Source organism: Spirosoma pulveris, assembly GCF_054781875.1.
The window spans coordinates 460757-474950 of sequence record NZ_BAAGTO010000003.1 but is presented as its reverse complement, the minus strand read 5'-3'; the positions used below and the strand labels follow the sequence as shown (position 1 = coordinate 474950).

Annotated in this window: 11 protein-coding genes; 1 reads left to right on the top strand and 10 read right to left on the bottom strand. The window is 52.3% G+C overall.

Going from position 1 to position 14194, the window contains the following annotated elements; translation table 11 throughout:
• Positions 1-15: 15 nt before the first annotated feature.
• The 7 genes from ACYVJM_RS14735 to ACYVJM_RS14705 all read right to left on the bottom strand — a co-directional run bounded on the left by ACYVJM_RS14735 (position 16) and on the right by ACYVJM_RS14705 (position 9000).
• Positions 16-1389: a type VI secretion system contractile sheath protein TssC gene (locus tag ACYVJM_RS14735; RefSeq protein WP_461148993.1), complete on the bottom strand. Its 1374-nt coding sequence runs from the start codon at positions 1387-1389 to the stop codon at positions 16-18.
• 59 nt (positions 1390-1448) lie between these two features.
• The gene (locus ACYVJM_RS14730) at positions 1449-1907 is read right to left on the bottom strand and encodes a hypothetical protein (RefSeq protein WP_461148992.1); all 459 of its coding nucleotides are present in this window, start codon (positions 1905-1907) and stop codon (positions 1449-1451) included.
• A gap of 165 nt (positions 1908-2072) precedes the next feature.
• Complete coding sequence (locus ACYVJM_RS14725) at positions 2073-4559, bottom strand: ATP-dependent Clp protease ATP-binding subunit (protein WP_461148991.1); 2487 nt, start codon at positions 4557-4559, stop codon at positions 2073-2075.
• 19 nt (positions 4560-4578) lie between these two features.
• Positions 4579-7068: a type VI secretion system protein TssR domain-containing protein gene (gene tssR / locus ACYVJM_RS14720; RefSeq protein ID WP_461148990.1), complete on the bottom strand. Its 2490-nt coding sequence runs from the start codon at positions 7066-7068 to the stop codon at positions 4579-4581.
• A complete protein-coding gene (locus ACYVJM_RS14715) occupies positions 7065-7952 on the bottom strand; it encodes a hypothetical protein (protein WP_461148989.1) in 888 nt (295 codons plus the stop codon). Before ACYVJM_RS14715 ends, tssR begins: the two co-directional genes overlap by 4 nt.
• A 5-nt stretch (positions 7953-7957) precedes the next feature.
• Positions 7958-8482, bottom strand: a complete 525-nt coding sequence (gene tssO, locus ACYVJM_RS14710) for a type VI secretion system TssO (RefSeq protein WP_461148988.1) — start codon at positions 8480-8482, stop codon at positions 7958-7960.
• 23 nt (positions 8483-8505) lie between these two features.
• Positions 8506-9000: a hypothetical protein gene (locus tag ACYVJM_RS14705; protein ID WP_461148987.1), complete on the bottom strand. Its 495-nt coding sequence runs from the start codon at positions 8998-9000 to the stop codon at positions 8506-8508.
• Positions 9001-9069: 69 nt separating this feature from the next.
• Between ACYVJM_RS14705 and ACYVJM_RS14700 the strand changes: the two genes are divergently transcribed.
• Positions 9070-10017 carry a type VI secretion system baseplate subunit TssG gene (locus ACYVJM_RS14700; protein ID WP_461148986.1) on the top strand — a complete coding sequence of 316 codons (948 nt, stop codon included), beginning with the start codon at positions 9070-9072 and terminating at the stop codon, positions 10015-10017.
• On the opposite strand, the gene ACYVJM_RS14695 is transcribed toward ACYVJM_RS14700, so the two are convergent.
• Genes ACYVJM_RS14695 through ACYVJM_RS14685 form a run of 3 tightly spaced genes read right to left on the bottom strand, consistent with a single transcriptional unit; the run spans position 10014 to position 14066 of the window.
• Positions 10014-11684, bottom strand: a complete 1671-nt coding sequence (locus ACYVJM_RS14695) for a hypothetical protein (protein WP_461148985.1) — start codon at positions 11682-11684, stop codon at positions 10014-10016. The genes ACYVJM_RS14700 and ACYVJM_RS14695 overlap by 4 nt on opposite strands.
• A 9-nt stretch (positions 11685-11693) precedes the next feature.
• On the bottom strand, positions 11694-13589 hold the full coding sequence (locus tag ACYVJM_RS14690; RefSeq protein ID WP_461148984.1) for a hypothetical protein: 1896 nt from the start codon (positions 13587-13589) through the stop codon (positions 11694-11696).
• 42 nt (positions 13590-13631) lie between these two features.
• On the bottom strand, positions 13632-14066 hold the full coding sequence (locus ACYVJM_RS14685) for a GPW/gp25 family protein (RefSeq protein ID WP_461148983.1): 435 nt from the start codon (positions 14064-14066) through the stop codon (positions 13632-13634).
• Between the last annotated feature and the right edge of the window lie 128 nt (positions 14067-14194).

Sequence of the window (14194 nt, the reverse complement as noted above, 5' to 3'; positions counted from 1 at the left end):
TCAACCCAATAGGAGTTAAACCAACTCATAGTTGGAAGTCCATTCCGGACTTTCGGTCGCATCGGCCCGCCGGCCATCGAGCCGAACGATAAAACTTTTAGCCGGGTAATAGGGCGTCAGGCGAATGTCGAGATAGACCCGATCTTTCACTTTACTATCCCGTTCGAGCCGTACAATTCTAAATTGCTCAATGAGTTTAGCAGGGCCTTTCACACTGTCCAGAAAATCAGCAATCTGTCGTCGTAAATCGCCTTCTATGAGCGTATTCCAGTTTTCAAAGGCCCGCCGGTTCAGAAAGTCAAACAGTACTTTTACAATATAGTCGAAGACCCGAACCACCGTGGAGGTCTGCAAACCAATATTAGGCCCGTTGAACAGGGTTTTACTGCCATAGGCCATGACCCGGCCGTGTTCATCGATCATCGGGACGAGGTTAAGTCGTTCCATAACGGAAACTTCATTTTTCCAGAGCCGAAACCGAACGCCTAGCACATCGCTGATTCCGCCGTATTGTTTCCCCGCCGAAACCTGCGACATCAGCGTACAGTAGGTCTTACCGGCCAGCGCTGCCGATGGTGGGATAAACAGGTGTTCCAGCTCGCCCACTTCAGCCACCTTGCTGCGGCCAACAACCCAATTACAGGTCATGATCACATTAGAACGGTATAACTCCGCCCCACTCATATTGACAGTACCGGAAAGATCAAGCACATCGTCGGGGCCGTCCACATCGGCAAAGTCGGTGAAGAGCATGACCTTATTGGCGTAGGCAATTTTTGCCCATTTTTCCAGCACTATATTCGACCGCATAAAGCCCGGAATGACCAGAAGGGAGTAGTTGTCCCGCAGGTCGAGCCGGTCGTAATTTTGTCTTAACTCGTTGGCGATATGATCAATAAACTGCGAATTTTCCAGATCACACACTTGCTCTAAATCGGCGCTTACTACCGATACATTGGAGATTTCCGGCGTTTCAGCATTCGTGTAAAAAAGAGAAAGTGCCCGATAGTTGGTCTCTAGTTCCCGGGTGGCGTCCAAGGTAGTCAGCAGGTTTTTACGCAGGCTTTCCTCAGCTTGTGCCGCTTTCCGGTTGGCTATATCGAGCAGTTCGTCCGGGCTGTCCGATGCACTCAATACCTCAATCCAAACGTTGAGTTTATCCCTCAAAATGGCCTGTTCCCCTTCCTTAACCGGCCGGTTAAAATAGTTCGTTGTCCGATTTATGGAACCCAGCTGCCCGGTTGAAGAACCGGCCAAAAGGCTCTCCACGAACTCGAAACCATGATCCGTCAGCAACGAGAGAATGTCGGACAGCGACGCTCCCGGGTTAACCGCAGAAGAATACCCCGAATTCGGTTTTGTTGGCGGAACGGTTGATTCACTTTCCATTAATCAGAGAAATAGATTGCCACTTTATTCGTGCAACTTGATAGAAACTGCCACAGCGGTCATCGACCCGCTTTACGCGTCTTCGTCAGCTCATCGGCAGCCGCCCGCAGCGTATTAAGCAGGGCCTCCTTCGTTTCTGCATGACTCAATATGGTTTGCAGCAGCGCATGGCCCTTTAGTCGGCGGCCAAGCTGCGTGTATTCCTGGTACCGCGTATCCAGCGATTGCAGCAGTGGGCTCTGCGCAACCAGCTCCTTGACCCGAAAATCGGCTACCCGCCGAAACCGGATGGTTTCTTTCACAGGCATCCCCTCCAGCGATTCCAGCTCGACTTCAACCTGAGGCTTGAAGTGGTTGAATACCTCATCAACCGTCTTCAGGCCATACAGCGTCTGCGGCCTTACGGGGTCATTCTGGGTAAGTTTCAGCACCAGCAACGTCCGGTTGGAAGGAATGTCACTGATTTCTTCCACAGCCTTGGGCTTGGTCTCATGACCACCTATTTCAAACTCAAACATGCTTATTTCAACAAACAGTTCTGGTTATCAAATCTATCAATAAGCCCCTTGGCCGCAAGGCTGGAAATGAGCAGTTTCAAACAACTGGTATGTTTTTTTACGACCTCCAGTAACAATCCGAACCGGGTTCGGATCGGCATCTTTGCCGAAAGATTACCCGCCTGCTCAACTTATCTGCCAGATCAGTTCACTCGCCTGCTCATTCCAGTCCAGATTCAGGGCCTGTCCTTTTTGCAGCTGTCCCGAAATGAGCAGCCGCGAAATTGGCCGGCGAAGCTGGTTTCGAATGATCCCCGCCAATGGCCGGGCGCCGTAATGGGGCGAAAAACCCTGTAAGGCTAACTGCCGGTTGGCTTCTTTGGTCAATGTGAGCGTAACGCCCTGCTGGACAAGGCTTTTCTGCAGATGTGCCAGCTGAATTTCGAAGATCCGCACCACATTCTCTTCCTGAATAGGCGAGAACGGGATAATCTCCGTAATCCGGGCCAGGAATTCCGGTCGGAACTGCCCCGTCATCCGCGTCATCAGCTGCTGGGACGTTGGCATCCGACCGGCCTGAAATTCGTTGGTTATCCATTCGCTGCTGATGTTGGACGTGAAAATGAGCAGCGCGTTGGTAAAGTCTCCTTCCTTGCCGAGTTTGTCGTGCAGCCGCCCTTCGTCCATGATCTGGAGGAAAACGTCAAAAACTGAGCCGTGCGCTTTCTCGATCTCGTCGAACAACACAACGGAATACGGCTGCTTCCGGATCTTGTTAACCAGCAGGCCGCCTTCTTCGTAGCCAACGTAGCCCGGCGGAGCTCCGTAGAGTAGCGCTGCGGAATGTTCTTCCTTGAACTCCGACATGTCAAACCGGATCAGTGCCCGCTCATCGTTGAACAGAAAGTCGGCCAGGGACTTCGACAGTTCCGTTTTTCCCGTTCCGGTGGGGCCTAACAAAAAGAAGGAGCCGATGGGCTGACCCGCCCGCTGCAATCCACTGCGCGACTCCAGGATAGCGTCTGATAGCGCGCGCAACGCATGATTTTGGCCCACCACCCGCCGTTGCAGAAAGCTTTCCATCGACAGGAGCCGTTCTTTTTCCTGCCCCTGTACCTTACCCATGGGAATACCTGTTTTATGGGCCACTACCGCCACCAGGTCATTGGCCGTAACGACCGCCACCTGCTGACCGGCCAACTCCCGAAACCGCACGAGCTTGGCCATAATATAGTCGTGGTAGGCAACGGGCGTTTCCAGCTCGAGGGGGTTGATTGTATCCTCCCAGTTGCCCAGTAGAACGGGGCTGATCTGGTGGTGAAGCTGCGTATCGATCCAGCGGTATTCCTCCAGGGCTTCGCCGGGCGGTAAATCGCTTTGGCTTAGCTCCTGAACGGCTTTTTCGAGTCGGCTCAGCTCCGTGTCCGATGTTTCGATCGCAATCCGGATCGCGGCCATGGTGCGGTCCAGCAAATCGAGGGCGGAGTCGGGCAATCGGCGTTCTTTGCTGTATCGACGTGCCAGACGAATGCAGGCAGCAATCACATCGGGCTGGATTTCCAGCTTGTGGTGCTGCTCATAAACCGGTATCAGCCCCCGAATCATGCGCTCCGCGACCTGTTCGGTAGGTTCGGTTACCGTGAGTAATTCAAATCGGCGACTTAATGCCTGATCGGGTTCGATCAGCTTCCGGTATTCTTCGAGTGTGGTAGCCCCCACCACGGTCAATTCGCCACGGGCCAGCTCGGGCTTCAGCAAATTGGCGATTCCGGTGCCGGCAGAGCCTTTGGGATCGAGGAGGGTATGAATTTCATCAATGAACAGGATGCACATCTCCTGCTGCCGAACCTCTTTCAGGACCGATTTAAGGCGGTCTTCAACTTCACCCTTATACGAAGCGCCCGCCAGCAGAGCGCCGGAGTCAAGTTCGAGCAAAATGGCATTTTTCATCCGGTCGGGCACCTGGCCGTCAACAATCAGTTGGGCCAGCCCGTCGAGCAGGGCCGATTTACCAACGCCGGGGTCGCCCACAACCATCACGTTGGGCTTACTGCGCCGACCCAGAATTTCGAGCATCGTCCGTACTTCCTGCTTACGGCCCACCACGGGGTCTAACTTATGGGCACGAGCCTGCGCTGTTTTGTCGATGCAATAGCTGAATTTACTCTTTGCCTTTACGCCCGTGAAAGCCGGCTGGTCATTGCCGTTCGGACTTGTCTTCTCAGCAGCGCGGGGCGCCGACAAATCCCGTAAAAACCGTTCCAACAAATCGCGCTCCTGCAACGGCAGGGAGCGAAGTTGTTCGGCCGTGAAGCCAATGCCCGGCTTGGTGAGCGCCGTCAGGACGCAGATCAGTTCAATGTAATCGAGCCCCAGCTTGACGCGGAAGAAATCGGCTTCGTTCAGGACGCGCTCTACCGATTCGTCCGGCAATGGTTCCGTTACGACCTGCGCCGAACGGGGCTGTTCTTCAATCCAGACATCGGCCCAGTCGAAAATATACGCAACATCCTGATCGAGGGCTTTCAGGAGCGCACTACCGCCTACATCGTCGTGGAGAATTGCGCGCAACAAATGAGCGGCCGTGAGTTGCTCATTATGATATTCACGAGCCAAAGCGCGGGCGATGTGCAGGGCCTTCTCGACCGGTTCGGTAAGCGGTAGCTGACGCATGGTAGTGATGAGGTATGGTTTATTTAAAAAGGTCTTCGCTGATCCAGTAGTACGTCCGCCCGTTCGACGTAAATCGGCTGTTTCGGAAGGTAGGTATCCGCCGGAAATAATCGCGTCGTTCCCGGAGCAGGTATAAAACCTGACTGAGTAAGGCGTCGGACAACTGCTTTCGATTCACTAACTGACTGACGGTAATTCGCTTGAACAGTGGATTGGCGACGGGCAAATCCAAAATTCCGTTTAATATCTGGTCGAGTGTCAGGGTCGTCTCTGCGGGTAATCCAATCTCCCTGATGGTTTTATGGTAACGGCGGTAGAGCCTGAGCCGGTCGAAATAAACGGCCGGGTCCAGGTCTTCGCTGCTCAACTGCTCCAGCCAGCGGCTTATGCTCTCATATTCATCCAGCGGCAGCAAGGCAATGTATTTCCACCGATGGCCATCGGCAAGGGTAGCGGGCGTATAGGCCCGCACGAGAAAAGGATAAGCCTCAAGGGGCATCAACGTTGACGCAACCGCCGGTAAACTCATGCCCAGAGATGCATAGATTGGTGTCAGTTTCGGATTTACCCGGTCTCCCAACAGCTCCAAATGCTGAAACGTACTCTCCAGGGCGGCTATAATCGTTTCGGATTCATTGGTAACCTGCCTGAACAGACTGTCCGTAGCCGCGTATAACTCCTTAAACGGCAGGGCCTGGTTTTTTCGCGGAAAAAGAACCCAGCCGGGAACCATGCTTCGTTGGGGATAAGCCAGGCTGTATTCATTGCGATCGCCGACCCGATGAGTGAACTCGTTGACAGTCGTCACCATATCCGGTCGAACCAGCCTCGTCTTCTTCAGGACAACACCCTGGTTGGCAATCTGCACCATCAGTTCCCGAGCGTGCAGCACGAAATTATTGGCTACATCGCCCACGGGCGCATACACCTGAAACGCAAGCAATCGACACTCTACACTTTTCAGGGCAGCCGGAACCAGAATACCATCGACGATGGACTGCATATCCCCATTAATACCCACCAGTACCAGTATGTTGTTTTCGTTGGGATGAGCGGCAAACAACTCCAGGGCTTTGCCGATGCCAAACCGAACACTCTTGGCCTCTGGCTCCGGCTGCGTCCTGGCCGGGGGCATAAGCTTTCTTAATTCGTTGAGCAGGTAAACGTAATTGGTCGTCAGCGGGCTTAGATCGACATTACCCCGCAGCTTGTTATCGTCCGTTTTTTTATACTCGTTGTACACCACAGCCCCCGCCCGCAGACTGATCGCCCGCGACGAATCCTGCGACAACTGCGAGATGGTAAACTGAATGGTATTGACCATCTCTCCCCAGTAAGGCTGCATGGCCGGGCTGCCCTCAATGACATAAATCAGGTTGTAGTTGTTACTATGGCTTCGAATGCTGGCCAGTTGCTGGCTGCTGATGGGCTGGCCGTTAACGTTCAGAATGGGCACGTGCCGCCTGATCAACAAAGGGGTCATCCCATTCGTCTGCACAACGGTCTGGCTATCTTTGGTATTCTTGAACTGATTGAGAACCGGAAATTTAGTACCGAACTGATTCCAGGAAACGGCCGGAAACGGACTACTGGCAACCGTCGAATCGGACAGCTTCCGGGCAGCGGCCGACAATGACCGGTAGAGCGGCAGGGCCTGTTGCTGCAGATGCGTGGTGTCCGGTTCCAGAAACAGTCGGTTGCCCACGGCCTGCAACACATCAATGGGTGCCCAGCCCAGAAGAATTTGTTTCGCACTGTCGGTTGGGAACCACGAGGCCCGTCCAATAAGGGCTTGCCGACGGGTTTCGGAGAGTTTATAGATATAGGTCAGATCGTACAGTTTTAGCTTATCGCCAACCAGGGCTTGCTGGGTAGGCTCCGAATACAGTTTCACGGAATCGTTGGCGAAATACTGGCTCGGATTGGCAACCAGAACCGGCTGAGCCAGTACGGCACTAAACACCTGTGCCCGGCGCTGGTCTGCCGACCGGATACTCTGGTTAGCCAGCAGAAACCGGGTTTTGGGTGCCCATCCGTAATACACCACAGATTTTCGATCGGTAACCGCCCGGCTGGAGAACTTATTTCCAATGGGCAGTTTGGGGTCGTATTTGATGAGTTTCAAATAGCCGTTTCGCTCTTTCAGTACGTAAAAAGCTTCTAAAAAACCCATTTTCCGAAAAGGAACGGTACCGTTGGCATTTCGGAAGGTATTGTTGTTGACACGGTCCGAATAAACGATCCAGGGGGTACCACCCGCCGGTTGAAAATTCAGATCGGCCCCTCCTTTGGCTACATCCGCTACGGTTTTAGACGAACCCGAGTTACCTGCATGGGGCACCAGATTATACGGCTGGCGGGCTACCCGCATGAAAAAAGGCAGTTGAGCCATTGCCACTCCCTGACAGCTCAGCCAGCACAGTACCAGGCCGACACACCGCCGGAGAAGTACGAACCACGGAGGCCAGCCGGATAGCTGAAAATAGCCATGACGAACGAGGTGCTTCATTGGTTATGCTGGGTCACGTTTAAGCGCACAAGGCAGGATGTAAGTGAATCGGTGGTTACCGTTACCCCATCGATGCGTACCCCCCGATCGAATTGCAAGCCCATACAGTACGAATAAAAGTCGTTGGTTTTGGCGTTGTTGATGCGCACGGATGCGTTGTTTTTCTCACACAAATACCTTTTTAACAAGTAGTTGTAGTGAACATTAAAAGATTGCCCATCGGCAATGAGCTGCAACCGTCTTTTAACATCGTTGCCCGTAATGTCGAGCGAATCGATGGTTGGCGCGAACTTATTGAACCCTTTAAAGACCCGTACTTCTTTTACAACCGGGTATTTCGTCACATCCGTCATGAGTTCAATTCGGTAGGTCTGAAAGGGCGTATAACTATCCACGGTTGGGTAGCTATAGATCGCGGTCTGGTCGCGGGAGTCAATCTGCCCGCTTGCGCCAAAGCGCCACGAAAACTGACGGGCTCCTCCCCCTTCGGCGGTGAACACCATCTTTTCCCGCTCGTAACCCGATGACGGCCCTTTGATCTTCACCAGCGAATCCTGCTCCTGCACGATCTTCTTAGGCGTAATCACGACAGAAAACGTTCTCGACAGTTTATTATCGATCGTTAGTCGAATCAGATACGTACCGGGCTGATAATAATAAAACTCGCCCTTAGATACCCTCGACTCCTGCCCATTGCCGAACTCCCAGTGCCGCCTTCCCTCCGCATCCGTACTGTCGGCGTAGCGTATTGGCTGGCCGGCGACTTGCTGGATCGGGTCTACTTTAGCCCGAATCGCAGGTTCAGCCGTGTACTGATAAAGACCGGAGAGTACGATCAGGGTAAAAAACAACGCCCGCGCCGATAAGGTCATTTTACTGTTCATAACGACTATTGGTCACTGGTAGTGGGTTGGGCACCGGCAGATGGTCCGGGAGCCGGTGCTGCATTTGACAGCAAGCCTACGCTGCAATCATCCAGCTGCTTTCGGAATAAGCTGATGTTGGACTGCTTGCTCCAGACTATCTTTTTGTCGATGTACATCATCCGGTAAAAATCGGCTATCTGCCCAAAGGCTCGCGACCGGGTGTTGTCCAGCTGGGCGGTAGAGAGCCGTTTAATATCGTTGAGATCTTCTTCGATTTCGACTTCAACAAAAACAGCATTCACCTGGGGCTGGAAAGCAACGATAGACCGGTAAGCGGAATCCAGCAAGGGCATATTCCGGAGTTGACTTTTCAGAATTTGCTCCTGTTGCTTGATCTTGTTCGACACCCGCTTCGACTCACTACTCGAATAGGTATTGTTCTTAAACGCAACGAAGCTGATGAGGAGCGTTAACAGACAAAGTGCAGCCAGCAGGTAGATAAACTGAAGCCGCCGTTCACGCATGGTAAGTCGAAAAAATGTTTCCATCTCAGTTAGTTAAAAGTGCCGCGTCAATTCGTCCGTTTACGTTGTCGATGTTCGTTGACTGCCCGTTGCAGACAGTCTTTCAGTTCACTCCGCATATCGCTTTCTTCCAGCATAGCCCTGTTGAGGGAGTCTTTTAGCAAAAGCATCTCGTTAACATGGCTGAACAACCGGTTATAGACCAGGAAGTAAGGCCGGTTTTTCCGCTCCTTATTGATTAGTTTGGTGTATTCTTCTTTCTTCTTGGTGATCAGCCGCTGCATTTGATGGTCATCCCGAATCTGGCTGGTGTTGAGCAGACTCATGTACGTATACAGCGAGTCGACTTTATCGGCCAGGAGCGCATCTTTGTAAAAGATCTGATCAAAATCCTCTTTCTGCTGAACCAGCCGGTTAAACTGATTTGAACTTGCTTTGATGTACAGGAACACACAGGCAACCGTTGTCAACAAAAGGCTGGCGAACCAGACCAGAAATCGATTGAATGCCTGATTGATTTCTTTATAATTTAATGATTTCATTTGTCTAAAAGGTTCTTTTAGCAGAAACAGGTAACTTGTTGATTATTTACAGTGCTGGCTTCTACACCCATGGCAATCTCTAATCAGTCGTCAACTCTACAGCCTTACTTTCTTGATCTGCTCGATGTCGATTTCAAAGCCGAAATTCTGGCAGCCTCACTGGCCGATCAGCAGATTCCCCCGGAACGAATAATCATTAACCCCACCGGACTTTACAACCGGGCTTATTCCAAGGACATCCTGGAGATGAGCGACTGGCTGCTGGAAGGGTCCACCTTTATCTACAACCGCATCGATACGCCACGGGAGGGCTTATTCGATATGCTGCCGCAGTACCTGTTCTTTCCGCCGAAAGACTTAAGGCAGTTGGCCGATACCGACCAGACCCTCGACACGATCCGGCAGGATCGGGATAACGAACGGCAGGCCCGGCTTTTCTTCCTGCCCTTCGATGCTGAACTGAATTACCTGCGGACACTGGCTGTCCAGCACGAAAATTCCGTTGAACACCCGGATACAGCCAGGACCCTGATCGATCAATTTGCCGAGCAATGGCCCATTATTAAGGACATGAACCGGACGCAGACGGGTCTTTTTTTACAAATGCTGCCCTGGATGCACCTGGTTCGCAGTAATCTTGTCTGGCTAAGTCGGTTTTTACAAGTCTTTTTTGCCGTTCCGGTTACGGTTGAAGGCGGTCGTAAAAGCCACCAGCCAACCCAGGCCGAAGATAACTTACCTACGCTGGCCAACTGCCGGTTAGGTGTCGATACGGTAATGGGCGACCGTTTCGACGATGGCCGCAACGGGATACAAATCCAGATTGGTCCCGTTCCGGATGCGCAGGTTCCGCTTTTTTTGCCTCATTCTCAATCGATTGCCTTGTTGCATAATCTCGTTAATTATTTCCTTCCTGTCTCTATTGACTTTTCCGTTACTGTCCTGACCTCCCCATCAAAGGCACAGGACGCGCCCGATCCAACCGAAGTTTACCTGGGTTATACCAGTTTTCTCTAGCGTTCTTCCTTCTTTACCGGCAATGCATCTGGCGGCACAACAGCCGCTGGCGTGCCCCTGTACCGTAAAAAGGCATTCTTCGTCTCTTCATTAATGATCGTATAGCAGCCTCCCGGCTCTACCATGAGGTAGCTGCGCTGAACGACCTCCTGATTATCAAGGGCATTAATGGTGTATTCGTATGCCGTTGTCCTGGCAGGCAACGGCACACCAGCGGGCCAGACAAACTGCGACTGCTCCACCGGTCCTTCAAAAATAAGTTTGGGCGGTAGTTGGCTGACCAGCTGTGCAGAATCAGCGGAGGCAGTCGATGGTGTCCGCGGACTCGTTAACAGGCCAGCTTTCTGCAGCATCCGCATAAGCAGGTTAACCCGCTGTAAATCGGGCGGAGCCACGGTGATCGGGGGTAGCTCGTACAGTTTAATGGCATACGTCCGGAACGAAGGCTGCGTCAATAACGACTGATTGGTGGGCTGTCCTTTGTAGAAAGAAAAGGTTCCGGCAGCGGGTTCACTGCGGCACAAATGACCGTACTCACTAACACGGCTCGTGTATACGGTGTAAAAGAAAAAGGCAGCCGAGTCTGGCAAAGGCAGCTGAGATGGCCATACGAATTGCTGCTCCTTAAGCACTTTTTCGTAAATCTTCTTATTGCCCGGCAAGGTATAAATCTGGATCGTATACTGTTCGCCTTCGGTATAGATCGGAGCACTACTGCGCCATTTAAATACCGGCCGTTCAATACCGCCAATTTTGAAGAGATTGGACTGCGATGGGTCCAGCAAAGGCGGATAACAGACCGGCACCGGCTGGCCGGGTTCAATTGCCTTTTGCTGCTTTGCTGCCACTGCCGACGAGGGCGATGAGGCCGACGAAGGCGATAACCGAAACGAGGCCGTAAGCTGTGCCCCATATGTTGGTAACTCCAATGTTCTTTGACTGAAATCGCCCGCTATGTTCAACCGTGCATACCGAACGGAACTGTACGAAGCACTGGCGGCCAAACCCAGGCTAAACTGACTGGTAAACTGATAGTTCAGACTTATGAAGCCATTCGCCCCCAGTTGCGCCCGTTGGCTGGTAGGCATGATGGTTGTAGCAACCAGTTTGCCATTCAATAAATCGCCCTCCGTATAACTAAGGGAATACGCACTCAACACCGGAACGCTGTGGTAAAACAGCCCGCCCCGAAAATTTGCATTTAGTGACACTCGTTTACTGAGGCTAACGGATAAAGCGGGGCCGACGGTCAGCATAAACGTGTGCAGGGCCGTTAACGGAAGAACCCGGGCAAATGAGTTGATTGGAATAGACGGATCCTGGTTGTACGAACCGTCGACCCGTAAACTTTGATACCCGACCAGCGCCCCGATCCCCAGATGTTCGTTAAAGAAATAATCCGTTGCCAGACTGGCATGCAGGCCATGCTTTACATACAGTTCGTTTAAAAAGCCCTTTTCATACAGCCGCTGGTAACCAACAAACGTACTCAATCGCCATTTTCCGGTAATGGCGGCATCGATCACCGTCGATGGCATAAGCGTCAATGAGCTATCGATACTATACGTCAGGGAGTCCTGGGCCACTGCCTGCCTGGGCAGAGAGCTCAGGGCAATTGTGGTAACAATCCAAAAAAGGGCGCGTAAGAGGGCGATACGTAGGTACATTACCAAGGGTTAAACAGGTATCATCACTTCATCCAAAAACAGCCGGTACGTAGTGACCTGACCCGAGCGTTGAATTAACTTTTGGAGAACACTCTCCATCACAACTTTCCACTCCGATTCAGTTAAGGTACAATCCTCAGCCGGTTTTACGATAATATCAACGGTGCGCATTAACCCTTCCTGTACTGTTTTACCAATAGCGACCCCTTTTTGAATCGTTACTCCTTTCAATAAAGGCCCCAGCTCGTGGTAAAAAAAGGCCCTGATATCTTCCTGCGTGATGATTCGCTGGTGCGTCATGAGCGCATACCGGTACGTCTGGACCCGGTGCAGTGCCGACGGACGACTACGCCCACCCGTTGTGCCGGTTAACAGCCTGATGCTGTCGCCTGCCAGCGTGTTGGTGTTGTAGGCCTGTAGGTAGGTACCGGCCGGAATGTTGTTGGCCAACTCGCAGGTGGTTGTCCAGAAGTCGACCTGCATGGGATCGCCCGCTTCAAAAGGCTTGAAAATCACGTATTGATTGATGACCAGCTGGGGGATGTTCGTGTTCTGAATTTTGCGTTCGAGCCGCTCGATCTGCTCCTGGAGCTGGGTGAGCAACAACCGGACTGTATCCTGCCCGTAAACCGCAAACGCGACCGATTCGTCCCGCAGCAATTCCAGCAGAAATGTCAGTTGTTCACGGGCATTCCGTACATCGAAACGCTCCACGCCCCCCCGACGAACCGTATAGCCGCCCGAGCGGATATCGTCTGCCTTATGAAACGGGTGAGGCACAAAAATCCGATCCTTACTATCCATCACGGACTTCACCATCAGGAGCGTTTCGAAGGGGTCGGTGCGGAGGGGCAGCAGGTTGAAATTGGCCACCGTCCGGTAAAGAATCCGGTTCAATTTTCGGTTCATAACCGGAAAGGCATTCAAGTCGACCGTTACTTTCTCCAGTATCTCTTCGGTAAAGCTGGCGGGAAACGTAACCTCCAGCCAGAGCAGCGCACCACTTTCCAGAGGCTGTAACTTCTGAGGGCCAAAAGCCGCCAGGAACGCGGGTGGATACGGCAACGCCAAACCCGCCAGCGAATCCGCTACCGGGCGCTCGATGTGAATGAACCGACGCTGGTAATTCTGCCGGATGTCATTTTCGAGCTGGTAATTAATTTCATATTCGGAGAACAGTTGCGACACATCATCCAGATCAATTTGACCGGCTTCCTTATAGGTAGGGCCAACACCCGTCGCAACTGGCAGACCGTTTACAGACCAACGGCTCAACGTAAGCAGTGACAACAAGGGCTGGTGCTCTACATCGTCGGGCCAGTTAAAGAAGAAACCTACCCGGTCAATTGAGTCAACAGCCGGGTTCAGCTCCAGGCCGATCCACAGCGTTTTGGGCGCAAGTTTTTGCAAAGGCAGCGTCTGGGCTACCAGGCGTTTTCCCAATTGGGGGTGAATGGCCCGCAGTTGGGAGCCCGAAGCCAGGTAAGCGACCCGGCCGTCGATGAGTTTTACGGGCTCGACGGGCGAGAAGAACAGATCCTGCACACTATCCAGCTCTCCCAATTGCTGAGACGCATATTTCTGCTGAAAAAGAAGACTCTGAACCGGCGATATCTCCACTACGGGCAGACCCGGATTGGCCTGCATAATGGCATGGGCGGGGCGGGGCATGGTCAGCAGGTCGGGCGTCAGCAGATCGGCAAGTCGCTCCAGAACACGCACTTCCGACTCCATGAACTCATTACTGATCCGGTAAACTTCATTAGCCAGCGTGTCGATCAGCATCTGCACGAATGAATCAAGGTGATTCAAATCCTGGATACCCCACATCTGCATAATGTGCAATAACAAACGCTGCTGTATAGACTCTTTAGAAAAAAAAGACCGCTGGTCGCTCAGTGGCATAGGAGGTAATTCGAGTAATGGGTGTGTCGTATAAACTCTACTTTAGTGCGTCGACAGATGACTAAGGTGCAGTTGGGTTGTAAACCGGAATGGCTCCTCCGTTTCCTGCAGGATGGCATTTATGGTTACCGTTGCCAGCTGCTGAAAATCCTGGGGCAGCGCATCCTGCCGATGCGCTGCCGGCTGAAACTGCACACTCACCTGTGGCTTCTTTAATCGTCGTTCATGACGCTGGATGGCCGTCTCCAGCGACTCACACAACTGGTCAACCCAGTAGCTGCTTCTAACCGTAGAGTCGTAGTCAAAATCCCAGATTTTACAGCCGAACGAGCGGTCGCTTCGTAGCTCTCCATACTGGGTATGAAGCAACAGGTAGAGCATCTGAGCAATTGACGTACCTACACCGCAGGTGGGCATTTCCTGCCCGACCATGATGGAGCCAAATCGAATTGGATGGCGAAAAAATACCTGATTCATAGACGGTTAGGGGAAGGCTAAGTACTACGCCAAACAAATGTTAACCAATAAACAGAATAGGTTGTGAATCGACAAGCGTTTTCTTACATTCGGTGCGGTTAATTCCAGTGATCGACCCCTTCCCTATT

Coding starts and splice junctions, on each gene's coding strand:
- ACYVJM_RS14735 (WP_461148993.1), bottom strand. CDS start 1,389: ATGGAAAGTGAATCAACCGTTCCGCCAACAAAACCGAATTCGGGGTAT.
- ACYVJM_RS14730 (WP_461148992.1), bottom strand. CDS start 1,907: ATGTTTGAGTTTGAAATAGGTGGTCATGAGACCAAGCCCAAGGCTGTG.
- ACYVJM_RS14725 (WP_461148991.1), bottom strand. CDS start 4,559: ATGCGTCAGCTACCGCTTACCGAACCGGTCGAGAAGGCCCTGCACATC.
- tssR (WP_461148990.1), bottom strand. CDS start 7,068: ATGAAGCACCTCGTTCGTCATGGCTATTTTCAGCTATCCGGCTGGCCT.
- ACYVJM_RS14715 (WP_461148989.1), bottom strand. CDS start 7,952: ATGAACAGTAAAATGACCTTATCGGCGCGGGCGTTGTTTTTTACCCTG.
- tssO (WP_461148988.1), bottom strand. CDS start 8,482: ATGGAAACATTTTTTCGACTTACCATGCGTGAACGGCGGCTTCAGTTT.
- ACYVJM_RS14705 (WP_461148987.1), bottom strand. CDS start 9,000: ATGAAATCATTAAATTATAAAGAAATCAATCAGGCATTCAATCGATTT.
- ACYVJM_RS14700 (WP_461148986.1), top strand. CDS start 9,070: ATGGCAATCTCTAATCAGTCGTCAACTCTACAGCCTTACTTTCTTGAT.
- ACYVJM_RS14695 (WP_461148985.1), bottom strand. CDS start 11,684: ATGTACCTACGTATCGCCCTCTTACGCGCCCTTTTTTGGATTGTTACC.
- ACYVJM_RS14690 (WP_461148984.1), bottom strand. CDS start 13,589: ATGCCACTGAGCGACCAGCGGTCTTTTTTTTCTAAAGAGTCTATACAG.
- ACYVJM_RS14685 (WP_461148983.1), bottom strand. CDS start 14,066: ATGAATCAGGTATTTTTTCGCCATCCAATTCGATTTGGCTCCATCATG.